This is a genomic window from Blastochloris viridis, assembly GCF_001402875.1.
GTDB classification, from domain to species: Bacteria; Pseudomonadota; Alphaproteobacteria; order Rhizobiales; family Xanthobacteraceae; genus Blastochloris; species Blastochloris viridis.
In genome coordinates this window covers 2,873,049-2,898,120 of record NZ_CP012946.1, presented here as the reverse complement: position 1 = coordinate 2,898,120, position 25,072 = coordinate 2,873,049, and the positions used below count along the sequence as shown (strand labels likewise).

Annotated in this window: 17 protein-coding genes; 6 read left to right on the top strand and 11 right to left on the bottom strand. The window is 69.3% G+C overall.

Going from position 1 to position 25,072, the window contains the following annotated elements; translation table 11 throughout:
* From BVIR_RS12690 to BVIR_RS12665, 6 genes are all read right to left on the bottom strand, one after another.
* Positions 1-1,185 carry an NnrS family protein gene (locus BVIR_RS12690; protein ID WP_055037992.1) on the bottom strand — a complete coding sequence of 395 codons (1,185 nt, stop codon included), beginning with the start codon at positions 1,183-1,185 and terminating at the stop codon, positions 1-3.
* A 73-nt stretch (positions 1,186-1,258) separates the two neighbouring features.
* Positions 1,259-2,296: a branched-chain amino acid ABC transporter permease gene (locus tag BVIR_RS12685; protein WP_236823605.1), complete on the bottom strand. Its 1,038-nt coding sequence runs from the start codon at positions 2,294-2,296 to the stop codon at positions 1,259-1,261.
* 33 nt (positions 2,297-2,329) lie between these two features.
* Complete coding sequence (locus BVIR_RS12680) at positions 2,330-3,211, bottom strand: branched-chain amino acid ABC transporter permease (protein WP_055037991.1); 882 nt, start codon at positions 3,209-3,211, stop codon at positions 2,330-2,332.
* Between the two features lie 210 nt (positions 3,212-3,421).
* Complete coding sequence (locus BVIR_RS12675) at positions 3,422-4,636, bottom strand: ABC transporter substrate-binding protein (RefSeq protein WP_055037990.1); 1,215 nt, start codon at positions 4,634-4,636, stop codon at positions 3,422-3,424.
* A gap of 177 nt (positions 4,637-4,813) precedes the next feature.
* Positions 4,814-5,539 carry an ABC transporter ATP-binding protein gene (locus BVIR_RS12670; protein ID WP_055037989.1) on the bottom strand — a complete coding sequence of 242 codons (726 nt, stop codon included), beginning with the start codon at positions 5,537-5,539 and terminating at the stop codon, positions 4,814-4,816.
* Positions 5,532-6,299 carry an ABC transporter ATP-binding protein gene (locus BVIR_RS12665; protein ID WP_055037988.1) on the bottom strand — a complete coding sequence of 256 codons (768 nt, stop codon included), beginning with the start codon at positions 6,297-6,299 and terminating at the stop codon, positions 5,532-5,534. Before BVIR_RS12665 ends, BVIR_RS12670 begins: the two co-directional genes overlap by 8 nt.
* 467 nt (positions 6,300-6,766) lie before the next feature.
* On the opposite strand from BVIR_RS12665, the gene BVIR_RS12660 reads away from it, so the two are divergent.
* Positions 6,767-7,321: a MaoC/PaaZ C-terminal domain-containing protein gene (locus BVIR_RS12660; protein ID WP_055037987.1), complete on the top strand. Its 555-nt coding sequence runs from the start codon at positions 6,767-6,769 to the stop codon at positions 7,319-7,321.
* Between the two features lie 35 nt (positions 7,322-7,356).
* On the opposite strand, the gene BVIR_RS12655 is transcribed toward BVIR_RS12660, so the two are convergent.
* Positions 7,357-9,201, bottom strand: coding sequence for a globin-coupled sensor protein (locus BVIR_RS12655; protein ID WP_145911966.1), 1,845 nt, complete (start codon positions 9,199-9,201; stop codon positions 7,357-7,359).
* A 624-nt stretch (positions 9,202-9,825) separates the two neighbouring features.
* Positions 9,826-10,395, bottom strand: coding sequence for an NADPH-dependent FMN reductase (locus BVIR_RS12650; RefSeq protein ID WP_055037985.1), 570 nt, complete (start codon positions 10,393-10,395; stop codon positions 9,826-9,828).
* A 92-nt stretch (positions 10,396-10,487) separates the two neighbouring features.
* Here BVIR_RS12650 and BVIR_RS12645 point away from each other — a divergent pair, with 92 nt between their 5' ends.
* Entirely contained in the window at positions 10,488-10,922 is a 435-nt protein-coding gene (locus tag BVIR_RS12645; RefSeq protein ID WP_055038876.1) for a winged helix-turn-helix transcriptional regulator, read from the top strand.
* Positions 10,923-10,978: 56 nt separating this feature from the next.
* On the opposite strand, the gene BVIR_RS12640 is transcribed toward BVIR_RS12645, so the two are convergent.
* Entirely contained in the window at positions 10,979-12,106 is a 1,128-nt protein-coding gene (locus BVIR_RS12640; RefSeq protein ID WP_055037984.1) for an NAD(P)/FAD-dependent oxidoreductase, read from the bottom strand.
* 147 nt (positions 12,107-12,253) lie between these two features.
* Positions 12,254-12,811: an isopentenyl-diphosphate Delta-isomerase gene (idi, locus tag BVIR_RS12635; protein ID WP_055037983.1), complete on the bottom strand. Its 558-nt coding sequence runs from the start codon at positions 12,809-12,811 to the stop codon at positions 12,254-12,256.
* Between the two features lie 197 nt (positions 12,812-13,008).
* Here idi and BVIR_RS12630 point away from each other — a divergent pair, with 197 nt between their 5' ends.
* The 3 genes from BVIR_RS12630 (at position 13,009) to BVIR_RS12620 (ending at position 21,343) form a co-directional block, all read left to right on the top strand.
* The gene (locus tag BVIR_RS12630) at positions 13,009-18,264 is read left to right on the top strand and encodes an alpha-2-macroglobulin family protein (protein WP_055037982.1); all 5,256 of its coding nucleotides are present in this window, start codon (positions 13,009-13,011) and stop codon (positions 18,262-18,264) included.
* Positions 18,265-18,443: 179 nt separating this feature from the next.
* Positions 18,444-20,546 carry a penicillin-binding protein 1C gene (pbpC, locus tag BVIR_RS12625; protein WP_055037981.1) on the top strand — a complete coding sequence of 701 codons (2,103 nt, stop codon included), beginning with the start codon at positions 18,444-18,446 and terminating at the stop codon, positions 20,544-20,546.
* A 281-nt stretch (positions 20,547-20,827) separates the two neighbouring features.
* Positions 20,828-21,343, top strand: a complete 516-nt coding sequence (locus tag BVIR_RS12620) for a hypothetical protein (RefSeq protein ID WP_145911967.1) — start codon at positions 20,828-20,830, stop codon at positions 21,341-21,343.
* A gap of 246 nt (positions 21,344-21,589) precedes the next feature.
* Here the strand turns inward: BVIR_RS12620 and BVIR_RS12615 are convergent, their stop codons facing one another.
* Positions 21,590-23,044, bottom strand: coding sequence for a mannose-1-phosphate guanylyltransferase/mannose-6-phosphate isomerase (locus tag BVIR_RS12615; RefSeq protein ID WP_055037979.1), 1,455 nt, complete (start codon positions 23,042-23,044; stop codon positions 21,590-21,592).
* A 254-nt stretch (positions 23,045-23,298) separates the two neighbouring features.
* Here BVIR_RS12615 and BVIR_RS12610 point away from each other — a divergent pair, with 254 nt between their 5' ends.
* A complete protein-coding gene (locus BVIR_RS12610) occupies positions 23,299-25,053 on the top strand; it encodes a DUF2336 domain-containing protein (protein ID WP_055037978.1) in 1,755 nt (584 codons plus the stop codon).
* The last annotated feature ends 19 nt before the right edge of the window (positions 25,054-25,072 follow it).

Sequence of the window (25,072 nt, the reverse complement as noted above, 5' to 3'; positions counted from 1 at the left end):
TCAGCGTCTCGGCCGCACCAATTGCGGGCCATAGGCCAGGGCAAAGCCGGCGAACGCCGCGATCCAGGCAAAGGCGGCGATGTGCAGCAGCACGGCGCTCGACGCCGGCGCCAGCGCCGCCGCGATCCGTGCGGCCGCGGCAACCAGCACGAAGGCGTAGATCGCCACCGTGGCCGGACCTGCATGGAGCGCTCTGCCGGTGTGGCCGAGGCTGGAGCGGCTCATCACCGCCAGCGTCATGGTGCCGAACGCGCCGACGCCGAAGGCATGAAGCCCGGCCGAGGCCGGCACGCCGAGCCCGAGCGCGGTGGCGGCGATGAGGAGAAAGCCGAGCGGCACGAAGGCGTAGGCGAGGTGGAGGATCAACACCAGCGGCTCGGCCGCGGTGCGCTCGCCGGCCCAGCGCAACAGCCGCGCCGCCTGGGCGAGGCCGGCGATGGCCAGCGCCACGCCCACCGCGCGAGCCTCCGGCCACATGATCCAGCCGAGCAGCGCAAGGGCCGTGACGGTGACGACGACAGCGTCGAAGCGGTCGAACGGCGCCGGCATCCGGCCGGGCGGTCGGCGCGCCAGCCAGTTGCGGGTGAAGCTCGGCACGATGCGCCCGCCGATCAGCACCACCAGCAGCACCACTGCGGCAAAGCCGATGCGGATGCCGAACGCCGCGCGGCCGCTCGCCGCCACCTCGACATGGAACGCGACATTGCCGGCGATGAACAGCACCAGCGGCAGCAGCACCTTGAGGTTCCGCCAGTTGCGGCCGGCGACGATCTCGCGGGCAATCGCGGCGGCCAGCAGCACGGCGAAGGCAACGTCGACCACCGCCGTGCCCGCGGCGCCGAGCCAGCCTGAGGCGAACACCGCTGCGCGCCCCGCTGCCCACACCAGCACCAGCGCCACCAGCGGCGCGCCCGCCAGCGGCAGGCGCCCGGTCCAGTTGGGCACCGCGGTGAGCAGAAAGCCGGCGATCACCGCGCCGAGATAGCCGTAGAGCATCTCGTGAACATGCCAGTCGACCGGGGTGAACACCGTCGCGAACGACCATTCGCCGAACGCCTGCGGCAGCCACAGCAGGATGGCCAGCGCCGCCCACAGCGCGCCGAACAGAAAGAACGGCCGAAAGCCGTAGGTGAACAGGGCCGCGCGCTGGGCGCGCCGCGTCTCGGCACGGGATTGGTTGGTCATGGGGATCATGATAGCGCGGATACGCGGCCCCTCCAGCCCCACGCGCGCGGAGGCAAACGCGGCGGGTGTGCGGTCAGCCGTTGTCGCGTTCGGCCTTGGCGCGAGTGCGCCTGTCGATGAGCGCGGCGATCTCGCCGACGATGCCGCGGCGGAACAGCAGCACCGCCAGCACGAATACCAGCCCCTGCGCCACCAGCACCCACTCGCCAATGCCCGACAGGTAGTTCTGCATCGCCACGATGATGCCGGCGCCGACCACCGGCCCGAATATCGTGCCCATGCCGCCGACCAGCGTCATCAGCACCACCTCGCCGGACATCTGCCAGGCGACGTCGGTGAGCGAGGCGAGCTGGAACACCACCGTCTTCATTGCGCCGGCCATGCCGGCGAACGCTGCCGACAGCACGAAGGCGAGCAGCTTGTAGCGCTCGACGCGGTAGCCGAGCGAGATCGCGCGCGGCTCGTTCTCGCGGATCGCCTTCAGCACCTGGCCGAACGGCGAGTGGACGATGCGATAGAGCGCCAGGAAGGCGGCGCCGAACAGCGCCAGCACGATGTAGTAGAGCGTCAAATCGTCGGTGGTCGGGATCAGCCCGAACAGCGGCCGGCGCGGAATGGCCTGGATGCCGTCCTCGCCGCCGGTGATCGGCGTCTGCAGGCAGACGAAGAAGAACATCTGCGCCAGCGCGAGTGTGACCATGGCGAAGTAGATGCCCTGGCGGCGGATGGCGAGCCAGCCGACCGCGGCGCCGAGCAGGCCCGCGAACGCCATGCCGGCGAGAATGCCGAGTTCCGGCGTCAACCCCAGCGTCTTGATCGCGTAGCCGCAGGCATAGGCGGCGCCGCCGAAAAACATGGCGTGGCCGAACGACAACAGGCCGACATAGCCGATCAGCAGGTTGAAGGCTGCCGCGAACAGCGCAAAGCACAAAACCTTCATCACGAACACCGGATAGGCGACGAACGGCGCGACCAGCCCGAACGCCATCATCGCCGCGAACAGCCACCCGAACGCCGCGCTCCGCCCGGCGGGCAGCTTGGCGGTGCCCGTCGCGGTGCCGTCGGCGGGCGTTTTCGCCGGGTCGGCCGCCTCGTCCATCCTGACCAGCATCGGCTTTGTCCTCACCTCCAACAACCCGCGAAGCTATTTCGGCGTTCCGAACAGGCCGGCCGGCTTGATCAGCAGCACGATGGCCATGATCACGAAGATCACCGTGTTCGAGGCCTCGGGATAGAACACCTTGGTCAGGCCCTCGACCAGGCCGAGGCCGAACCCGGTGACGATCGCGCCCAGGATCGAGCCCATGCCGCCGATCACCACCACCGCGAACACCACGATGATCAGGTTCGAGCCCATCAGCGGGCTGACCTGATAGATCGGTGCCGCCAGCACGCCGGCCAGCGCCGCGAGCCCGACGCCGAAGCCGTAGGTCAGCGTCACCATGCGTGGCACGTTGACGCCGAACGCCTGGACGAGGTCCGGCCGCTCGGTGGCGGCGCGCAGATAGGAGCCGAGCTTGGTGCGCTCGATCATGAACCAGGTCGCCAGGCACACCGCGAGCGAGAACACCACCACCCACGCCCGGTAGTTCGGCAGGAACATGAAGCCGAGGTTCTGCCCGCCCGGCAGCGGGTTGGGGTAGGGCTGGCCGCCCGAGCCGAACTGGCTGCGAAACACCCCCTCCAGGATCAAGGCGAGGCCGAAGGTGAGCAGCAGGCTGTAGAGGTGGTCGAGGTGATAGATCCGCGACAGCAGCAGCCGCTCGAACGCGATGCCGGTGAGGCCGACCAGCACCGGCACCGCCACCAGCGCCGCCCAATACGGCACGCCGGCGAGGTTGAGCAGCATCCAGGCGGCGAACGCGCCCATCATGTATTGGGCGCCGTGGGTGAAGTTGATGACGTTGAGCAGGCCGAAAATCACCGCCAGCCCGAGCGACAGGATGGCGTAGAACGCGCCATTGATCAGGCCCAGCAGCATCTGGCCGAACAGCACCGACGGCGCCACGCCGATCAGCTCGAACATGCGGTCTGCTCCTCAAGGCGGCGCTGCGGCAGCGCGTGCTTGGCGCCACCCTCTCCCCTCGCGGGAGAGGGTGGCGAGACCGAGCGAAGCGAGGTCGTGCCGGGTGAGGGGCGGTTCAAGCTCATTGCCAAGTTCCCCGTCACCCGCCTCGCGATATTTGCGATCGCTCGGCACCTTCTCCGACAAGGGGAGAGGGAAATAGTCACTCAGCTAGCTGCGGGTGGCCAGCGGGCAGCCGCCCTGCTCCAGCGGGCGGAACGCCTCCGCGGCCGGGATGGTGGCGCGCAGCTTGTAGTAATCCCACGCGCCCTTCGATTCGGCCGGCGTCTTGACCTCGAACAGATAAAGGTCGTGGATCTTGCGGCCGTCGGCGCGAACCGAGCCCTTGCCGAACAGCTTGTCGTCGGTCGGCAGCTCCTTCATCTTGGCGACCACCGCGGCGCCGTCGGCGTCGCTGCCGAGCGCGGCGACCGCCTTCAGATAATGCGTCACCCCCGAATAGACGCCGGCCTGCACCATGCTGGGATGCATGCCGCCGTTTGCCTCGGCGAACGCCTTGGCGAAGGCGCGATCGTCGTCGGTGAGGTCCCAGTACCACGCCTCGGTGAACACCAGCCCCTGCGCGGTCTTGAGCCCGAGCGAATGGACGTCGGTGACGAACATCAACAGCGCGGCGAGGTTCTGCCCGCCTGCGGTGATGCCGAATTCGGCCGCCTGCTTGACCGAGTTGATGGTATCGCCGCCGGCATTGGCGAGGCCGATCACCTTGGCGCCGGAGCCCTGCGCCTGCAGCAGGAACGAGGAGAAGTCCTGGGTCTGCAGCGGGTGGCGCACCTTGCCCAGCACCTTGCCGCCGTTGGCGAGCACCACCGCCTCGGTGTCGCGCTCCAGCGCGTGGCCGAAGGCGTAGTCGGCAGTGATGAAGTACCAAGACGAGCCGCCGGTCTTCACCACCGCCTTGCCGGTCGAGTTGGCGAGCCCCCAGGTGTCGTAGGTCCAATGGATGGTGTTGGGCGAGCACGCCTTGCCGGTCAGATCGGAGCTCGCCGCGCCCGAATTGATGAACACCTTGTTCTTCTCGCGGGTGATCTGGTTGACCGCGAGCGCCACCGAGGAGTTCGGCACGTCGACGATCAGGTCGACGCCGTCGCGGTCGAACCATTGGCGGGCGATATTGGAGCCGACGTCCGGCTTGTTCTGGTGATCGGCGAACACCACCTCGACCTTGAGGCCCTTGGCGGTCGGGCCGAAGTCTTCGATCGCCTTGCGCGCCGCCCACACCGAGCCCTGTCCGGACATGTCGGCGTAGAGGGCGGACTGGTCGTTGAGCACGCCGATCTTGATCACGCCGTCGCTCATGTCGGCGAGGGCGGGCGTGGCGGCGAGCGCCGCAACCGTTGCCAAAAGGCACGTCTTCCTGCGCATGTGGTCTCCTCCGATGGTCCGTCGTCGCGGTGCTTTTCGTGCTTGGTGCGGCGCGCCGTGATGCGGCGTTTGGTTGAATGAGTCCTCCGCCGATTTCGGTCGCCGAACATCTTGGCTTCGAACAACGATTGTCGGCGACATTGGCTCCGATCACGGCGTGCTCGCCGCCGAGCCGGATTAGATGCCGAGATAGGATTTGATCTTGTCGCGGCTCGCTCCGATGTCCTCGTTCAGCATCATGTCGATCACCCGGCCGTGCTCGACCACGTAGTGGCGGTCGGCGACGGTGGAAGCGAAATGGAAGTTCTGCTCCACCAGGACGATGGTGAAGCCCTTGCGCTTGAGGGTGCGGACCAGCGCGCCGATCTGCTGCACGATCACCGGCGCGAGGCCCTCGGTCGGCTCGTCGAGCAGCAGCAGCTTGGCGCCGGTGCGCAGGATGCGGGCGATCGCCAGCATCTGCTGCTCGCCGCCGGACAGCTTGGTGCCCTGGCTGTCGCGCCGCTCGAGCAGCCGCGGGAACAGCTCATAGACCTCTTTGAGGGTGAGCCCGCCCGGCTTCACCACCGGCGGCAATTCAAGGTTCTCACGCACGTTCAGGCCGGCGAAGATGCCGCGCTCCTCCGGGCACAGCGCGATGCCGAGCCGAGCCACCTTGTTGGAGGGCAGCCCCGCGGTCTCGACGCCGTCGTAGCGGATCGAGCCCTTGCGGCTTGTCAGCATGCCCATGATGGCGCGCATGGTGGTGGTCTTGCCGGCGCCGTTGCGGCCGAGCAACGTCACCACCTCGCCCTCCGGCACGGTGAAATTCATGCCGTGCAGCACGTGGGATTCGCCGTAATAGGCGTGGAGATCTTCGACCTCGAGCAGCGGCCGCGGCGCGGGCGTTCCCCGGTCAGGCATGGCCGGTTCCCATATAGGCTTCGATCACCTCGGGATTCTCCGACACCTCCGAATAGGGGCCCTCGGCCAAGATCTGGCCGCGTGCCAATACGGTGATGGTGTCGGACAGCCCCGCGACCACCGAGAGATTGTGCTCCACCATCAGCACGGTGCGGTTGTTCGCCACCCGCCGGATCAGCGCGGCGATGCGGCCGACGTCCTCGTGTCCCATGCCGGAGGTCGGCTCGTCGAGCAGCAGCATCTCGGGGTCGAGCGCCAGCGTGGTGGCGATCTCCAGCGCCCGCTTGCGGCCGTAGGACAGTTCCACCGCCGGCACCGCGGCGAACTCGGCAAGGCCGACGTCACCGAGCAGCGCCATGGCGCGGTCGTTGAGCCGCGCGAGGCTCGCGTCCGACCGCCAGAACTGGAACGAGGTGCCGAGCGGGCGCTGCAGCGCCACGCGCACGTTTTCCAGCGCAGTGAGGTGGCCGAACGTGGCGGAGATCTGGAAGCTGCGCACCATGCCGAGGCGGGCGACGTCGGCCGGCCGCAAGCGGGTGATGTCGCGGCCGTTGAAGGTGATCGCGCCGCGCGAGGGCTCCAGGAACTTGGTGAGCAGGTTGAAACAGGTGGTCTTGCCGGCGCCGTTGGGGCCGATCAGGGCGTGGATGGTGCCGCGGCGGATCTTCAGCGACACCGAATCGACCGCGGTGAATCCCTTGAAATCCCGCGAAAGCCCGTCGGTCTCGACGATATAGTCGGTGACGATATGGTCGGTCATGTGCTGCCCACGCTTCCCGCTGGCGTCTTTTTGCGCCGCTGACGGAAAGCCCGCGTGTCGTCCCATCCGGGAGAGTACCACCGGGGACGGCGGCAAGGTCAAGCCTGTTGCCGGTGAAACCATCGGAATGTGACGAAGTGACTAGGCTTGGCGGAAAGTCGCCACGGCCTCGGCCAAGCTGAGCGCGAGCAACCGCTTGAGCGCGGCCGCGGATCGTCGTTCTTGCACTGCGGCGTAGCTCGGCGCGATTGGCGCAAGACGGCGGCAAAACGGCCCGAACCCCCAAATCAGACGGTCTGCCGGCGGTTTTCTTGGGCATGGACCGCCGAAAAGCACCGCGGACGATGTGTTCATTTTGCAGTGCGCAATCCGCAAAGTGTCGGTTTCGACCAAAGACGGCGTTGGCTAGGTTGCGGTGCAAAATTAACAAGCGACCGTCGCCCGCGCTGGCGACGGAAGGACTGCTGATGACCTGGCTTGAGAACAAGACCTATGACGAGATCGCGATCGGTGACGAGGCGCAGCTCAACCGCCGCCTGACGATGCGAGACATTGAGATGTTTGCGGTGCTGTCCGGCGACGTGAACCCGGCCCACCTCGATCCCGAATACGCCAAGGGCACCATGTTCGGTGGCCTGATCGGCCATGGCATGTGGGGGGCCGCGCTGTTTTCCACCCTGCTCGGCACCAAGCTGCCGGGGCCGGGCACCATCTACCGCAGCCAGACCCTGTCGTTTCGCAAGCCGGTGCGGGTCGGCGACGAGCTGACCATCAAGGTTCGCGTCATCTCCAAGAACGACGAGAAGAAGCGGGTCGGCTTCGATTGCACCGCGATCAACGAAGCTGGCGAGACGGTGCTGGAAGGCGCCGCCGAGGTGGTGGCGCCCACCTTGAAGGTGCGGCGAGCGTCGACCGAGCTGCCGGCGGTCAGGCTGGAGCACCGCCGCCCCTTGCTGCGCCGGCTGGCCGGTTTCGCCGGCGATCTGCGCCGCTCGGCGCGCGCGCACTTCGCGGCGCGTTGAGGCGGCGCGGCGAATTCTCGCCGCGCCGGGCGTCGTCAGCCCGCGTGTCCGCAACAGGCGTCGAACCGCTTGAGCGGTGCGGCTGCCGTCGGCCCGGCCGCCGCTCGCGAGGCGATCGGCCTGGTGAGCGCCGCGGCGAAGGCCGCGTCGGCGGCCCGCCGTGCCGGCTGGTCGAGGTGGACGAGGCCGGTGTTGAGCGCCTGCGCCATGTCCTCCAGCACCTTGAGGACGTCCGCGCTGGCCGCGTTCATCTCGCCGAGCGCCGACAGCGCGGTGTCGAGATCGCCGCTCTCGTAAGCGGCGAGCGCGCGCCTGCCGGCGGCGTGGACGCGCTGGTGCGGCGCGACCAGCGCGGCATAGGCCGGCAGCGCCTTGATCTCTGCCGTGCTGATGGCGTCGTACCATTTGCCGAGCCGGCAGTTGTGATGGTCGGGCACCTCGGTTGAACGCCAGGCGTCCCGACCCATCAAGACTTCCATGATGCGCTTCTTGAACAGCACATGGTCGATCTTGGCCATCTCGACCAGCGAGCGGTGCGAGGTCGGCTTGAACCAGGCCTTGGCGTTGTCGGCGAAACGGGCGTTGCCGCTGCCGAGGTGGGTGGCCATCGAGCCGAGCAGACCCTGGGTGTCGCCGGCGATGTCGGCGACCTTGTCGATCGAGGCGGCGATCTCGGCGGTTGCGCCCTTCTGCTGGTGCAGGATGTCGGAGATGCCCTGCATCCGCGTGCTGACGCTGCCGACCTGATCGGCGACCACGCCCATGGTGTCGGCGGCCTTGGCGATGGCGGTCTCGCCCTCGGCCACCGCGGTCTTGGAGCGCGCCATCGTGGAGAGGATCGCGCCCATGCCCTCGCGCAGCGAGACGATGCGGCGGGCGATGTCCTCGGTCGATTTGGCGGTCTGGTTGGCGAGGTTCTTCACCTCCGCGGCCACCACCGCAAAGCCGCGCCCGGCCTCGCCGGCCCGCGCCGCCTCGATGGTGGCGTTGAGGGCGAGCAGATTGGTCTGCCCGGCGATGCCTTCGATCACCGTCAGGATCTGGCCGATCTGCTCGGAGGCGGCCGACAGTTCGTCCACCGAGCGCGCGGTTTCCTCGACGGTGGCGGCGATGTGCGAGATCGCGGTGCTGAGCTGGTCGACCGCGGCGCGACCGGTCTGCACGGTCTCATTTGTCTCGGCGGCGTCCTTGGCGGCGCCTTCGCTGTTGCGCGAAATGTCCTCGACCGATGCCACCAGTTCCGCGGCGGCCGAGGCGATGGTTTGGGCGCCCGACGACAGGTGGCGGGTGTTGCGCGACAGGTGGGCGAGGTCGAAGGCGACGTTGTTGACGTCGGCCACGGTGCCGGCGAGGTTGCGGAGATTGCCGAGGTCGCTTTCGGTGGCGAACGCGCCGGTATGGACAGCGATGGTCTCAGCCTCGGTGGCGGCGGTGGCGAGGATCATGTCGCCGAACACGCGGGCGAGGAGCGCGGTCATGGCACGGTCGAGCCCGCGCTTGCTGAAGCGGTGCCTGGCGCTGAGGCGCGGCACCAGCCGCATCAGCAGCCAGCCATAGGCGGCGGTGCGGACGGCGGCGGGCAGCGCCGCGCGCCGGCCCTCGGCGGTGGCCTCGCCCGCGCCGGCCGGACCCGACAGCAGCGCCTGCCAGTGCCCGAGCTGGGCTGCGATCGCCGGGTCGTCCTCGCCGAGCAACGGTGAGAACTCGGGAATGCGGCGAAGTTCTGCGACGAACGCGCGCAGGTCGTCGGCGAGCGCCGCGCCGCTCCAGATCCCGGCAAGGGCGTTGTTGTCCGCACCAAGAGTGCGGATCAACGTCGCAAGTCGTTCGGTCGCGGCGTCCGATGCCGCGGCGGTCTTGGCAGGTGCTGAGCCTGTCACGCGTCGTTCCCCTTCAAGCCGATGAATCGAACCCACTTCTAAGGTGGGCTGTGGGTACGGTCCGGTTACCGGGCGCACGGCCGCGCCGCTGACGCAACGGCGCAGGATCGAGGCCACCGTGCGCTACGGCGTCGCGACCGCCTCGACTCAAGGTGTCAGCAAATTGCTAGGAGACAGTAAAAGCGAAACGGAAACGGCGCCGGAAACGTCAATGTGACGGCACCCGGTTAAAAACGCAGAGAAGAGCGAGAATCGCGGCGTTACGCCACAGATTGCGACCGTTCAGCCGCCGCCGCCCGCAATAAAAGTTTGGCGCGGCCAACACGGCATGACATTGAGATGGCATGTTGCAACGCAAAAATTGCAGCTGGCACGTCAGAGTTGACCTTGCGCTTCCGCGGCGGCACCGGTTGCCGCGCCCCCCGTACGCAGTCAGCCCCGCCGGCGGGGTCCGTTCGGGACCAGCGCAGTCGCGGGACCGCGCCCGCGGAGGGGGGCGCTATCCACTGGGACTCCGGCTTCGAGGGCCGGAGTTTCGTACTTGGGTCGCCGAAAATGCCGTCCGCGAACGGGATTTCCGGCGAAGTGCATCCGGGATCGCTCACCGATCGCCCGGAAGCTACGTCAGTTCGCCCGCAGCGGCTTCAGCGCTTCGGCCCAGCGCAGCAGCTCGTCGAGCAGGGTCTTGGCGGCGTCGTTTTGGATGTCGTTGGGCGTGAACACCTGGTCGGTGCCGAGCTGCTGCCAGGCCATCGGCACCACCACCGCCTCGACCACCGGCACCACCTTCAGCGTGGTGAGGTGCAGCTTGGCCACCTGCGCGCTGCGCAAGCCGCCGGAAATGCCGCCATAGGAGACGAAGCCGGCCGGCTTGTAGTTCCACTCCTTGTAGACGTAATCGAGCGCGTTGGAGAACGACGGCGGCGGCATGAAATTGTATTCGGGCAGCACGAAGACGTAGGCGTCCGCCGCCGCGACGCTGGCCGACCACGCCTTGGTGTGGTCGTGCTCGTAGATTTGCGTCGCGGGGTGCTTGGGCTCGTCGTAGACCGGCAGCTTGAAGCTGGCGAGATCGACCGGAACCGCCTCGAACCCGCCGTGGGCCTTGGCGGCGTCGTGGAACCACGCCGCGATCGAAGGGCCGATGCGGCCGGGGCGGGTGGAGGTGGTGATGATGTGCAGGCGAGGGGCCATCGAACCGCTCCTGGCGTGAGAAAGGTTGGTATACTATTGTAACCAGCGATGACTATGTGACCGGCTTCGGGCCGGCGCAAGAAGGCACAGCGATGAAACCCGGTTACAGCCATGTTCCCGCCGACCATGTTGCCGCCGAATGCAGCCGGGTGGCGCCGGTGTTGTCGCGCATCGGCGACAAATGGACCGTGCTGGTGGTGACGATGCTGGGGCGCGGGCCGATGCGCTTCAACGCGCTGCGGCGGGAAATCGGCAGCATTTCGCAGCGCATGCTGACGCTGACGCTGCGCAGCCTGGAGCGCGACGGGCTGGCGACGCGCACCGTTCGCCCCACCGTGCCGCCCCAGGTCGAATACGCGCTCACCGAGCTTGGCCGCTCGCTGCTGGTGCCGGTGTCGGCGATCCGCGATTGGGCGCGCGCCCATGCCGATGCGATCGAGCAGGCGCAGCGGCGGTTCGACGGCCGCTGCGCCGATGAGGCCGGGACCGCGGTTCGAGCGATCGCCGATCAGGCTTCCGCCTCATGATGCGGTTCCGGGTTGATCCCTTCGAGGTTCCGGAACGTCGATGATCGGCGCCTCGGTCAGGCGGCCCGGTCGACCCGACTGCCGGCGACGAGGTCGCGGACGTGGCCGGCGATCGACAGCGACGAGGTCAGCCCCGGCGATTCGATGCCGAACAGGTTGACCAGGCCGGCAATGCCGTGGTCGGCCGGGCCCTCGATCACGAAATCGGCCGCCGGCTCGCCGGGCGCGGTGATCTTGGGGCGGATGCCGCAATAGGCCGGCACCAGCGCGCCGTCCGGCAGCCCCGGCCAGTAGCTGCGGATGGCGTGCGCGAACGCCGCGGCGCGCGCGCCGTTCGGGGTGTAGTCGAGCCGGTCGATCCACTCGACGTCCGGCCCGAACCGCACCTGCCCGCCAAGGTCGAGGGTGGCGTGGATGCCGAGCCCGGCCTGCTCGGGGATCGGGTAGACGAGATGGGTGAACGGCGGCCTGACCCCGGTGAGGCTGAAATAATTGCCTTTGCACAGATGAGCCGTTGGTGCCCGCGCCGCCGGGTAGCCGTTGAGGCGTCGGGCGAGGTCGGGGGCACCAAGCCCGGCCGAATTGACCAGGATGTTACAGGCGAGCCGCATCGGCTCGGCGCCGCCGGTCTCCACCACGAAGCCGGTGGCGGCGATGCTGGCGTGCTCCAGCGGCGTCGTCAGCGCCAGCATGCCGCCGGCCGCCTCGAAGTCGCCGCGCAGCGCCAGCATGTAGGCATGGCTGTCGAGAATGCCGGTGGAGGGCGACCACAGCGCCTGCACGCTGACGACTTCGGGCTCCAGCGCGCGCGCTGCGTCGCGGTCCAACCACACCAGGTCGGTCACGCCGTTGGCCTCGGCCTGGGCCTTAAGCGCGGCAAGCTTCGGCACCTGGCCGTCGTCGGTGGCGACGATCAGCTTGCCGACCCGGCGATGGGCGACGCCATGGCTTTCGCAATAGGCGTAGAGCGAGCGGGCGCCGGCGACGCAGTGGCGGGCCTTGAGGCTCGCGGTTGGATAATAGATGCCGGCGTGGATCACCTCCGAATTGCGCGAGGAGGTGCCGGTGCCGATGGCGTCTTCGGCCTCGATCAGGATGGTCTCGCGCCCGGCCTCCGCCAGCGCGCGCGCCACCGCCAGGCCGACCACACCGGCACCGACCACGATCGCTTCAACCCGTTCCATGCTGTGCCCTGGTCGCGTGGAAAAATCTGGTGGTCGCGCCGGGCACCGCCGGCGCCGGCCGCGGCCGCCCCCAGCGGGCGGCGCCCCGATCCACGGACACGGATAGCATCCGATCCGACGTTACCGCTACCTGCGGCGGCGGATGCCCTAATCTGTCATCTTGTCGAGAAAGTCGGCGACGTAGTGCCGAAACCACACCGTGTAGGCGTCCGGCCGCGCGTCGATGTCCTCGACCAATTCGGCGACCGCGACCCAGCGCCATGCGTCGACCTCGTCGGGGTCGGGCGAGATGGCGCCGTCATAGGTGCCGAGGAACACGTGCACCACCTCGTGCTCGATCAGGTCGGGTTCGACCGCGGCGCGGTAGGTGGTCACGAACGCTAGTTCGAGCGGGCAGGCGATGCCCATCTCCTCGACCAGCCGCCGGGCGGCGGCGGCGGGAACGGCCTCGCCGGGGCGGGGGTGGCTGCAGCAGGTGTTGGTCCAAAGCCCGCCGGAATGGTACTTGCCCGCCGCCCGCCGCTGCAAAAGCCAGCGCCCGGCGCCGTCGCGGACGATCACCGAGATTGCCAGATGCTTGAGGCCCTGGCGGTGGGCATCGAGCTTCTCGGCGGTGCCGATCGGCAGATCGGCGCCATCGAGCAGCACGACATGCTCGGACGCGCCGCGCGGTGTCGCAACGTAATCCGTACCGATCTGCTGCATGTTGTTTCCTCGAACTCGAACGACGGCCAGGGGCGGGGAAGCATTGAAGTAACAATCGTAGCGTCCGCTGGCTAGCCGTCGCAACGTGGACTGCCCGATCAGGGCGCGTAATAAGTGTATTCTCGGACTGAACCAGCGTTCGTCCCGTCGCGACCAATCGCCTATAGTTGTGGTGACAGACACTCCCGGAGGTCCGCATGCGCCCCGCCCTTCGCGTCGGTTTGGTTGCAGCTCTGGTTGCCGTGCCCGGGTTTGCCGCCGCTCAGCCGGCGCCTGTGCCGGTTCCGCTCACCGCTCCGGCGGCCGTCAAGGACTTCGTGCGGCCGGATCTCGCCGCCGCTGCCGCGCGGCTGGAGGACCAGCTCAAGAAGGATGGCGCGCCGCAGGTCGGCGGGCGCAACCTGCAGCAGTTGCGCCGGCTCGCCGAGTCCAAGCTGGCGTCCGACGCGCGGGCCGCGCTGCTGGCGGCGAGCGCGGCCATCGCGGTCGATGCCAAGGACGCCGGGGCGTGGCTCGCGGCGAGCCGCGCCTTGATGGCGATCGACCCCAAGGACGGCCGCGAGCGCTACCAGCTCCAGGAAGACGCCACCGTCGCCGCCTACACCGCCTATCGCCGCGCCGTGGTGCGCAATGACGAGGCGGTGGCGCTGGCCCTGCTCGGCGAGGCGCTGGTGCGGCGGCAGATGTGGCGGCCGGCGATGGAGGCCTATCTCGCCAGCCTGCGGATCGCCGAGACCGCCGGGACCCGCGCCGCCTATGAGGAGCTGCGCGGCGAGCACGGCTTCCGGGTGCTCGACTACACCGTGTCCGCCGACGCCGCCTCGCCGCAGATCTGCTTTCAGTTCTCCGAGAACCTGGTGGAGCGCGACCTGAGTTCGTTCGTCGTGGTGTCCGGCATGGCCAACCCGGCGGTCACCGCCTCGGGCAAGGAGCTGTGCCTCGACGGCGTCAAGCACGGCGAGCGCTACGCCGTGGTGCTGCGCCAGGGCCTGCCCTCGAGTGTCGGCGAGACCCTGCTCAAGGCGGCGGACTACGAGCTTTATGTGCGCGACCGCGCCCCCCAGGTGCGGTTCACCGGCAAGAGCTACATCCTGCCGCGCACCGGCCAGACCGGCATCCCGCTGGTGTCGGTCAACGCGCCGCGGGCGAAGATCACCATCAGCCGCATCGGCGACCGCAATCTGGTCGCGACACTGCACGGCGGCGGCTTCCTGAGCCAGCTTGAGCCCTACGAGCTCCAGACCATCACCAACGAGCGCGGCGCCAAGGTGTGGTCGGGCACGCTCGATCTGTCCACCGAGGTCAACAAGGACGTCACCACCGCGTTCCCGGTGCTGGAGGCGGTCGGCCAGCTTCAGACCGGCGTCTATGTGATGACCGCCAAGCCCGACGACGGCCAGAGCGCCAAGGCCGACGAGGAGAATTACGAAACGCTGGCGACGCAATGGTTCGTGGTGTCCGACCTCGGGCTGTCGGCCTTCAGCGGCGCCGGCGGGGTCGAGGTGCTGGTGCGCTCGCTCGCCAGCGCCCAGCCGGTGGCCGGCGTCGACGTCAAGCTGGTCGCCAAGAACAACGAGGTGCTGTCCACCGTCGCCACCGACGCGCGGGGCATCGCCAGCTTCCCGGCCGGGTTTGCCAACGGCAAAGGCGGGCTGGCGCCGGGCCTCGTCACCGCCGCCGACGCCACCGGCGATTACGCCTTCCTCGACCTTGCGCAGAGCGCGCTCGACCTCACCGACCGCGGCGTCAAGGGCCGCGACGCGCCGGGGGCGCTCGACGCCTTCGTCTATGCCGAGCGCGGCGTTTATCGCTCCGGCGAAACCGTGTTCGTCACCGCCGTGGTGCGCGACGCCAAGGGCGCCGCCGCCAACGGCGTGCCGCTGACGCTGGTGGTTGAGCGGCCGGACGGCGTCGAGTACCGCCGCGTTACCATCGACGATCAGGGCCTCGGCGGCCGCGCGCTGTCGGTGCCGCTGCTGTCCGGCGTGCCGTACGGCACATGGCGGGTGTCGGCCTTTGCCGACCCCAAGGGCGCTGCGATCGGCGACACCACCTTCCTGGTCGAGGACTATCTGCCCGAGCGGCTGGAGGTGACGCTGGAGCCCAAGCAGGCCGCGCTCAAGGCCGGCGAGCCGGCCGAGATCGGCGTTGCGGTGAAATACCTCTACGGCGCGCCGGGAGCCGGCCTCGGCATCACCGGCGAAATCGAGTTGCAGGCGGCGCCGCGCGGCGTGCTGCCGGGGCTCGAAGGCTACGCCGTCGGGCTGGAGGACCAGAGCTTCGACACCGTGCGCGGCGATATCGAGACCGACGCGGTGACCGACCCCCGCGGCCGCGCCACCGTGGTGGCCGAGCTGCCGGAGGCCGACGCCCGCCGGCCGTTGCAGGCCAAGATCACCTTGAGCGTGGCGGAAGACGGCGGCCGCGCCGTGGCCCGTACCGTCACCCTGCCGGTGCGGCCGGCCGGCGCCATCCTCGGCGTCAAGCCGCTGTTCAGCGACGGCAGCCTCGACGACGGCGCCGCGGCCACCTTCGACGTCATCGCTGCGGGCGCGGACGGCAGCCGCATCGCCCGCAAGGGTGTGACCTGGACGCTGTCGCGCATCGACACCCGCTACCAGTGGTTCCGCCAGGACGGTCGTTTCGAGTACGAGGCGGTGAAGCAGACCAAGCGCATCGCCGACGGCAAGCTCGACGTCGCCGCCGACAAGCCGGCACGGATCTCGGCCCCGGTCGGGCTCGGCCGCTACCGCCTCGACGTCAAGGCGGATGGCGGCGGCGGGGCGCAAACCAGCCTCGTCTTCAACGTCGGCTGGGGCGGCGAGGCCACCGCCGACACCCCGGACCTGCTGCCGGTGACGCTCGACAAGGCGAGCTACCGCGCCGGCGACACCATGACGGTGAAGCTCGACCCGCGCTTCACCGGTACCGCGACGCTGGCGGTGATCGGCGACAGCGTCTCGGATCTGCGGGTGGTTGAGGTTGAGCGCGCCGGCGCCACGGTGACGCTGCCGGTGTCCGGCGCGTGGGGGGCGGGCGCCTATGTCGTCGCGCTCGCCCATCGGCCGATGGACACCGAGGCGAAATTGATGCCCGGCCGCTCGCTCGGCTTGGCCTGGTTCTCCATCGACCGCGACGCCCGCACGCTGCCGGTCAAGCTCGACCTGCCGCAGATGATGCGGCCGCGCCAGAGCCTGTCGATCCCGGTTACCATCGACGGCCTCGCCAAGGGCGAGGAGGCGTTCGTCACGCTCGCCGCGGTCGACGTCGGCATCCTCAATCTGACGCGCTACCAGAGCCCGGACGCCGCCGGCTATTTCCTCGGCCAGCGCAAGCTCGCGACCGAGGTGCGCGACCTCTACGGCTTCCTGATCGACGGCATGTCGGCGGCGCGCGGCGCCATCCGCTCCGGCGGCGACATGGCGGCGGCTGAACTCGAGGGCAGCCCGCCGGTCCAGGCGCCGCTGGCGCGCTATTCCGGCGTGGTCAAGGTCGGCGCCGACGGCACCGCCCGCGTCGACTTCGACATCCCGGCCTTCAACGGCACCGTGCGGGTGATGGCGGTGGCGTGGAGCGCCGGCAGGGTCGGCCAGGCCGCGGGCGACATCATCGTGCGCGACCCGGTCGCCATCAGCGCCACGCTGCCGCGCTTCCTTGCCATCGGCGATGCCTCGCGCCTCCACCTCGCGCTCGACAATATCGAGGGCGCCGGCGGCAGCTACACCGTGGCGGTGGCGGCGGGCGGCGCGATCAAGGCCGACCCGGTCAAGAAGCAGATCCGGCTCGAGCCGCGCGCCAAGGCCGAGCTCAACGTGCCGATCACCGCGACCCAGCCCGGTACCGGAACCCTCGAGGTCCGCCTCACCGGGCCCAATCTCGACATCGCCCAGAGCTACGCGCTGCCGGTGCAGCCCGGCACCACCGCGGTGGTGCGGCGGCGGGTGATGCCGCTCGAGCCCGGCCAGTCGCTCGAGGTCACCGGCGATCTCGCCCACGACCTTATCGCCGGCACCGGCACGGTGTCGCTCGCGGTGCAGCCGCTGGCGGCGCTCGACGTGCCGACGCTGCTCAGGGCGCTCGACCGCTATCCCTATGGCTGCTCGGAGCAGATCGTCAGCCGCGCCATGCCGCTGCTCTACGTCAACAAGTTGGCCGAGAGCCAGGCCCTGGCGCTCGACGGCGACGTCGACGGCCGCATCCGCGACGCCATCGAGCGGCTGCTGGCGCGGCAGGACGCCACCGGCTCGTTCGGGTTGTGGGGCGTCGGCGGCGGCGACGTCTGGCTCGACGCCTTCGTCACCGACTTCCTGACCCGCGCGCGCGAGCGCAGCTTCGTGGTCCCGAAGATCGCGTTCGACCTCGCCCTCGACCATCTGCGAAACCAGGTCGCCAACCAGACCGAGGTGGCGCAGGACAAGGCCGCCGGCCTCGCCTACGCGGTCTATGTGCTGGCCCGCAACGGCCGGCCGGTGATGGGCGATCTGCGCTACCTCGCCGACACCAAGATCGGCGATTTCGGCAGCCCGCTGGCGCGCGCCCAGCTCGCCGCCGGGCTCGGCCTGCTCGGCGACCGCACCCGCGCCCAGCGCACCTTCAGCGCCGCGGTCGAGACGCTGGTTGCGGTGAACGACGACGGCCTGTCGCGGCCCGACTACGGCTCGCGGCTGCGCGATGGCGCCGCCGTGCTGGCGCTGGCGCTGGAGACCGGCGCGGCCGGGCGCGATCTGGTGCGGCGCACCTCCAGCGTGATCGAGCAGGCCCGCGACGCCACGCGCTGGACCTCGACCCAGGAGAACGCCTGGCTGGTGCTGGCGGCCGAGGCCGCGGCCAAGGAGTGGGAGAGCCTGTCGGTGCGTGTCGACGGCGAGGCCCACAACGGCCCGTACTACCGCACGCTGCCGGCGTCGGTGCTGGCCGGGCGCGCCATCGCGGTCACCAACACCGGCTCGGAGGCGATGCGCCTCGTGGTCGGCGTCAACGGCAATCCGGTGACGCCGGAGCCGGCGGCGGTCGAGGGCTATGGTGTCGAGCGCGCCTACTACCGGCCCGACGGCAGCAAGGTCGACCCGCGCCAGCTCAAGCAGAACGAGCGCGTGGTGGTGGTGCTGACGGTGACGGAGCGGGTCGATGCGTTTGCCCGCCTCTTGCTGGTCGACCGCCTGCCGGCGGGGCTGGAGATCGACAACCCGGCGCTGGTCGACGCCAGCAATGTCGCCGAACTCGCCTGGCTCAAGCGCGACATCGAGCCGGCCCACACCGAGTATCGCGACGACCGCTTCGTCGCGGCGTTCGACCGCTCCGGCACCGCGGCGACCTATTCGGTGGCCTATGTGGCGCGGGCGGTGTCGCCCGGCCGCTTCATCCACCCGCCGGTGGTGGTGGAGGACATGTATCGGCCCGAGCGCTTCGGCCGCAGCGACTCCGGCACGCTCGAAGTGCTGCCGGCAAGGTAAGAGAACGCTCGTCATCCCGGACGGCGCTGGATGCGGAGCATCTGAAGGCGAAGCATTCGGCGCTGAGCCGGGATCGTTTGGCGAGTGAGCGACTCTTTCTGCATAGGGTCCCGGATCGCGCGGCGGATGCTCCGCATCCCGCCGCTTGTCCGGGACGACGAGATGACAGGCGATTGGTGATGACGTTTCCCGCTCGCATCGCGACAGCTCGGGTGAGACGCCGCTGGTTCGCTTGGCTCGCCGCCGTCCTTGCCGCAGCGGCCGGGGCGCTCGCGCTCTACATTGCTGCGCTCGGCCCGCTCGACCTCACCGTCGCCGACACCCGCTCGACCGTGGTGCTCGACCGCGGCGGCCAGCTGCTTCGGCCCTACCTCACGGCGGGCGGGCGCTGGCGGCTGCCGGTGACGCCGGACGAGGTCGACCCGCGCTTTCTCGACCTGCTGGTCGCGGTGGAGGACCGGCGCTTCGACAGCCATGCCGGCATCGATCCCATAGCGCTCGGCCGGGCGGCGCTGCAACTGGCGCAGCATGGCCGCGTCGTCTCCGGCGGCTCGACGCTGACCATGCAGGTGGCGCGGCTGCTCGAGCCGCGCAGCGAGCGCAGCTTTGGCGCCAAGCTGCGCCAGATGGTGCGCGCGGTTCAGCTGGAGCGGCGGTTCTCCAAGGCGCAGATCCTGACGCTCTACCTGCGGCTGGCGCCCTATGGCGGCAATCTCGAAGGCGTCCGCGCCGCGTCGCTGTCCTATTTCGGCCGCGAGCCGAAGCGGTTGTCGTTTGCCGAATCGGCGCTGCTGGTCGCGTTGCCGCAGGCGCCCGAGGCGCGGCGGCCCGATCGCGCTGTCGCCGCCGCCAAGAAGGCCCGCGACCGCGTGCTGCAGCGCGCGGTGGAACGCGGCGTGATCACCGATGCCGACGCCGACATCGCCCGCCGCGAGCCGGTGCCGACCGCGCGGCGGCCGGTGCCGATGCTGGCGCCTCACGCCGCCGACGCCGCGGTGGCGGCGCGGCCGACCGAGCCGGTCCACCGCCTCGCCATCGACGCTTCCTGGCAGGCCAGTCTGGAGCGGCTCGCCAGCGACCGCGCGGCGCGGCTCGGCCCCAACCTGTCGGCGGCGATCGTCGCCATCGACAACGCCTCCGGCGAGGTGCGGGCCTATGTCGGCTCGGCCGGGTATCTTGCCGCCGAGCGCGCCGGCGCGGTCGACGCCGGCCTGGCGCTGCGCTCGCCGGGCTCGACGCTGAAGCCGTTCATTTTCGCCTTGGCGTTCGAGGCCGGGCTCGCCCACCCCGAGACGGTGGTCGACGACCGGCCCACGCGCTACGGCCTCTACGCGCCGGAGAATTTCGACCTGACCTATCAGGGCATGGTCACCGCGCGGCGGGCGCTGCAACTCTCGCTCAACGTGCCGGCGGTGGACATTCTGGCCGAGCTCGGGCCGGCGCGTCTGTTGTCGCGGGTCAAGGCCGCCGGGGTCGAGCTGGCGCTGCGGCGCGAGTCGCCGCCGGGGCTCGCGATTGCCCTTGGCGGCCTCGGCACCCGTCTGATCGATTTGGCGCGGCTCTATGCCGGCCTCGCCCGCGGCGGTGACGTGCCGGAGCTGGTGTGGCGGGTCGGCGAAGGGGTGCCGCCGCCGCGCGCCCGCCTGGTCGAGCCGGTCGCCGCCTGGTACGTCGCCGACATCCTGCGCGGCGCCCCGCCGCCGGCCAACGCCGCGGGCGGCCGCATCGCCTTCAAGACCGGCACCTCCTACGGCTTCCGTGACGCCTGGGCGATCGGCTTCGACCGCAACGTCACCATCGCGGTTTGGGTCGGGCGGCCGGACGGCGCCGCGGTGCCCGGACTGGTGGGGCGGCTCGCCGCCGCGCCGATCCTGTTCGACGCCTTCTCCCGCCTCGGCATCGCAATCGAGCCGGTACCCGCCCCGCCCGGCGTGCTGGTCGCCACCACCGCGCGACTGCCGCCGCCGCTGCGCCAGCTGAGGAAGGACGTTCCGGCGACGGTGGCGGGCGCGGCGCGCCCGCTGCACATTGCGTTTCCGCTCGACGGCGCGCGCCTGGTCACCCATCCCGATCCGGCCGAGGACGAGCCGGCTGAACTGGCGCTGAAGGTCGCCGGCGGCACGCCGCCCTATTCGTGGTTCGTCAACGGTGTGCCGGTCGCGATGGCTATGGTGCGGCGCGAAGCGATTTGGCTTGCCAGCCCCGGCATGGCGCGGATCTCGGTGGTCGACGCCGGGGGCCTGAGCGACAGCGTCAGCGTGCGGGTGGATGCGACACCGTGACGGCCATTTGCCACGGCGAAATTGCGATGGCATCGTCCGGAAGCATCGCCGCGTGGGCAGCTTTGGCTGCTCAACAACAGTGTCTTTTTACCCATGCTCGCCTTACAAGCACCACAATCGGATCGAGAGTCGACTCAACCACCGCGAGCACGGCCGCTGCATCGTCATCTTGGTGCCGCCGTCATCGGGCTCCAGACTTTGCCGTGCGGCCTGCGGTCTTTCGTTCCGAAACCGGTTCCTACGGGTGTCGCCGTTATGCGCATGAAGCATGAGCTGGCAACATGATGCGATGGGCTGTTGTCGTCGCCGTGCTCGTTGCATTGGACCTGACGCCCGCTGACGCTGCGCCGCGTGGTGTCATCTATATGGGCGCCGGTGACGAGTTGTTTGCCGGCCCGCTCTTTAAGCTCAAAGCCGAACTCGAGCGCCGTGGCGCCGTCGTCGAGGTGCGCCGATGGTGGTCGCCGTCTTCAGACCGTTACGACTTCGCCATCGGGCAGTCGGTCGGCGTCGGCCCTGCCAGCCGCACGAATGCAACGCGGCGCATCGGACTTGATCCGGTGGAGGTCGACTATGACGGCATCCAGGTCAATTTCTGGACACCGCCGAAGTTGGGCTATCCGCCGGGGCGCCCACTCTCCAACGCCAGGAACATCCGCGTGGACGGAGCGACGCACGTCTCCCTGCCGGAAGTTGCGGCAAGCCAGATTGCAGACGAGGCGCTGCAGGAGCGAAGCCAGCCGCCTGCGAACGCCGCCCTCGGCAACCCGATCCCGCTGATCGGCAGTTCCGACTAGGAGACGACCGCCGCCCACGCCCTCATGATACGGTTTCCGGGAGATCCCTTCGGGGTCCCGGAAACAAGTTCGCCGAAAATCCCTTTGCAAAGAAGGGGATTTCCGGCGACTGGAATACGGTTCTCCGGCGGATCATCCGAAAACCGTGTCAAGCAAGTGCGGGCGCGCGCAGTGACCGTCATGCCGTCGCCACGCCCTCAACCGTTCTACGGGCGGACCGAGCGGAAACCGGATAACTCGCCACGCTCAGCCGTCCTCGAACCGGGTGATATCGTCCTCGCCGAGATAGCTGCCGGTGCGCACCTCGATGATCTCGAGCGGGATGCGGCCGGGATTGGTGAGGCGGTGCACCGCGCCGGCGGTGATGAAGATCGACTGGTTTTCGTGCACCACGCTGTCGCGGCCGTCGACGGTGACCTTGGCGACGCCCTTGACCACCACCCAGTGCTCGGTGCGGTGCAGGTGCACCTGCATCGACAGCGCGGCGCCCGGCCGCACCACCAGCCGGCGAACCTGGAAACGCTCGCCCTGATCGATCAGGTCGGTGACGCCCCACGATTGATATTGGCGGCGGTGCTGGCGGGCCTCGATCCGGCCGGCATCGCCGAGCCGGGTCACCAGGGCGCGCACGTCGTCGGCGTGGTGGATGTCGGCCACCAGCACCGCGTCCGGCGTGGTTGCCACCACCAGGTCCTTGACCCCGACCAGCGTCGTCAGCCGGCCGGCGGCGTGGACCACGCAGTTGTGGGCATCGAGCAGCTCGAAGTCGCCGGAGGCGGCGTTGCCGCTGTCGTCTTGCGGCGAGGCGGTACGGATCGAATCCCACGAGCCGATGTCGGCCCACCGGAAATTGCCCTCGACCACCACCGCGGTCTTGGTGCGCTCCATCACCGCGTAGGAGATCGAGATGCGCGGCGCCTCGGAGAACGCGGCGGCATCGAGCTGCACGAAGCCGAGATCGTCCTTGGCCTGGGCGACCGAATCCTCGGCCGCCGCCAGCAGCTTGGGCGCCAGATGCAAAAGCTCGGCGCGCATCACGTCGGTTCGGAACACGAGGTTGCCGCAGTTCCAGAGGTAGCCTTCGCTGACGTAGCGCGCGGCCGCAGCGGCGTCCGGCTTCTCGACGAAGGCGGTGGCCTTGAAGGCGCCCGGCTCGTTCAGCTGCTCGCCGCAGCGGATGTAGCCGTAGGTGGTCTTCGGCTCGGACGGCTTGATGCCGAAGGTGACGATGTTGCCCTCGATCGCCGCCTCGCGCGCCGAGCGCACCGCACCCTTGAAGGTCTCGATGTCCTCGTCGGGAATGACGTGGTCGGCGGCGACCATCATCACCAACGCCGCCGGGTCGCGCCGCTCGGCCAGCAGCATGCCGGCGGCGACGGCGGGCGCGGTGTCGCGCCGCTCCGGCTCGAGCACGATGGTGGCCTCGATCCCCATCTGCTCGGTCTGCTCGCGGACGAAGAAGCGGAACGCCTCGTTCGTCATCACGATCGGCGGCGCGAACAGCTCCTGGTCGGCGATGCGCGCCAACGCCTGCTGGAAGGTCGAGCGCTTGCCGACCAGTGGCAAGAACTGCTTGGGCATGCCGTCTCGCGACACCGGCCACAGCCGGGTGCCGGACCCGCCGGCCAGGACGAGAGGGACAATGCGCGGAATGGATTGAGATGGAAACACAGCACGCCTCCCGACGTTTTGGCGTGCCATAGGGGTAGACCCTGCCGGCGGTCGGCGCAACCGCGGAGTATCATGATACGCTAAGCGGCTGGTGCCGCGATCCGGCCCGGCGACCACCGGCTCTCAGGCCGGGCACTGGGCCCGAAGCGACCGCGGGAATTTACAATCCGGTTACCAAGGTGGGGGCTTTTCGCGCCCACCACCCGGCAAATTTGGCAGTTTGGAAGCGATCTGCCGATCAAGATCGAGGCCACGTTCGGTTTCATCCCTCGATAGGAACTCCCATGCTCATGCGCGAGGCGGCACAAGCCAGCCCGCACGACGACGGTGCGCCCGAGAGCAGTTGCGCCGGCATGGCGCATCTCTCGGCGACCATCGACGTTGCAGCGACAATGGCGGCGCGAAATGCCGACGACCTGGAAAAGGCCGCGGGCGCGCTGGGCATGTGCCTGGAGACCCTCGAATATATGATGGTGCTGTCGACCAGCATCTCCAACGTGCTGGGCGAGGTGGCGGCCTCCGAGCTGGCCCGCGCCGACCTCGAGCACCATTTCGAGCAGATCGTCCGCATCATCAGCCAATTCGCCTCGCTCACCGGCAATGTCGCACGCGATATTGCCGGCGATTCCACCATGCCGACCCAGGCCCAGGGCTGGGCCGACAACGTCAACCGGCTGCTGGAGCGCGCGCGCCAGGCCACCGACGAAATTCCGCCGGTGCTGGAGCAGGTCGGCGATCAGGTCCGCCAGGTTGCCAACGGGCTCGACCGTTCGCGGGAGGTTGCCGAGCGCAGCGTATGGAAGGCGAAGTCGGCGCAGAGCTTCATCACCTCGTTGCGCGATCAGTTCGAGCGCAACAGCCGGCATATGCGGGGACTGGCCGCTACGCTCAGCCGCAGTTCGACGCTGGCCGAGACCAAGTTCGAGATGCTGGCGCGCATTTCCGCCGAGGATCGGCGCGGCGCCGCCACCGCCCATGCCATCGTCGACAGCTTCGGCAACACCACCATGGCCGATCTCGACCGGTTGGCGATGTCGGTCACCGACCTGCTCGTCGCCGACTCCGAAACGCTCGATAGCGAGCGGGTCGACGTGTTCGAGGCGTTGCTGCCGCGGCTGGCGAACGACCTCGCCACGGCCGCCCGCCGCCGGCTGTCCGAGCGGCTGGCACCGCTCTCCAACGCGCCGCCGGTGGTGGTGAGCAATCTGGCGATGGACCATGACATCGTCATCGCCCGCCCGGTGCTGGAGATATCCGACGTGCTCGGCGACGACGATCTGTTGCGAGTCGCCCGAGAGCGCGGTGAAGCGCACATGATGGCGATCGCCGGGCGCGCAAGCCTGTCGGAGACCGTCACCGATACGCTGGTCGACCGCGGCAGCAGCCGCGTCGCGCGCGTGGTTGCCGCCAACGAAGGCGCACGCTTTTCCGGGCGCGGCTACGCCGCGCTGGTGGACAAGGCGAGTGTCGATCACGTGTTGGCGACAACGCTACGCGCACGCCAGGACCTGCCGCCCGCGACGTTCGAGAAGCTGATGGCGCAGGCCGCGGCCGTCGCAGCGCGCGACATCGACGCCCACCGCGCCGACGTGCGCGCTGCCATCGACGAGATCGCCCATCGCGCCACCGAGGAGATCGAAAGCCGCACCCGGATGTTCCGACTCGCCCGCGCCGAGATCCACGAACTCGCCCAGCAGGGCAAGCTCGAACAGCCGCTGGTGGAGCGCTTCATGCAGGATGGTCGCCACGACCACGCGCTCGCAGCCGTCGCTGAATTGTGTGGCGTGCCGGACGAGGTGGTGCTGCGCTTCTCGCAGTCGAACGGTGTCGATCTGCTGCTGATCGTCAGCAAGGCCGCCAACCTCGACTGGACCACCGTCCAGGCGGCGCTCCGGGCGCGCAGCGGCGGCAGCGAGCTCAGCACGTCGGAACTGTCCACCAACAAGCTCAAATATCAGCGCCTGATTCCGGCCACCTGCGAGCGCATCGTCGAGTTCTGGAAAGGCCGCAACGAGTCGCTGCACGAGGTGCAATCCTGATCGCTGCGGACGCGGGTCT

Coding starts and splice junctions, on each gene's coding strand:
- BVIR_RS12665 (WP_055037988.1), bottom strand. CDS start 6,299: ATGACCGACCATATCGTCACCGACTATATCGTCGAGACCGACGGGCTT.
- BVIR_RS12650 (WP_055037985.1), bottom strand. CDS start 10,395: ATGGCCCCTCGCCTGCACATCATCACCACCTCCACCCGCCCCGGCCGC.
- BVIR_RS12630 (WP_055037982.1), top strand. CDS start 13,009: ATGCGCCCCGCCCTTCGCGTCGGTTTGGTTGCAGCTCTGGTTGCCGTG.
- BVIR_RS12685 (WP_236823605.1), bottom strand. CDS start 2,296: ATGCTGGTCAGGATGGACGAGGCGGCCGACCCGGCGAAAACGCCCGCC.
- idi (WP_055037983.1), bottom strand. CDS start 12,811: ATGCAGCAGATCGGTACGGATTACGTTGCGACACCGCGCGGCGCGTCC.
- BVIR_RS12640 (WP_055037984.1), bottom strand. CDS start 12,106: ATGGAACGGGTTGAAGCGATCGTGGTCGGTGCCGGTGTGGTCGGCCTG.
- BVIR_RS12615 (WP_055037979.1), bottom strand. CDS start 23,044: ATGGCACGCCAAAACGTCGGGAGGCGTGCTGTGTTTCCATCTCAATCC.
- BVIR_RS12670 (WP_055037989.1), bottom strand. CDS start 5,539: ATGCCTGACCGGGGAACGCCCGCGCCGCGGCCGCTGCTCGAGGTCGAA.
- BVIR_RS12610 (WP_055037978.1), top strand. CDS start 23,299: ATGCTCATGCGCGAGGCGGCACAAGCCAGCCCGCACGACGACGGTGCG.
- BVIR_RS12620 (WP_145911967.1), top strand. CDS start 20,828: ATGATGCGATGGGCTGTTGTCGTCGCCGTGCTCGTTGCATTGGACCTG.
- BVIR_RS12680 (WP_055037991.1), bottom strand. CDS start 3,211: ATGTTCGAGCTGATCGGCGTGGCGCCGTCGGTGCTGTTCGGCCAGATG.
- BVIR_RS12690 (WP_055037992.1), bottom strand. CDS start 1,185: ATGACCAACCAATCCCGTGCCGAGACGCGGCGCGCCCAGCGCGCGGCC.
- BVIR_RS12645 (WP_055038876.1), top strand. CDS start 10,488: ATGAAACCCGGTTACAGCCATGTTCCCGCCGACCATGTTGCCGCCGAA.
- BVIR_RS12660 (WP_055037987.1), top strand. CDS start 6,767: ATGACCTGGCTTGAGAACAAGACCTATGACGAGATCGCGATCGGTGAC.
- BVIR_RS12675 (WP_055037990.1), bottom strand. CDS start 4,636: ATGCGCAGGAAGACGTGCCTTTTGGCAACGGTTGCGGCGCTCGCCGCC.
- pbpC (WP_055037981.1), top strand. CDS start 18,444: ATGACGTTTCCCGCTCGCATCGCGACAGCTCGGGTGAGACGCCGCTGG.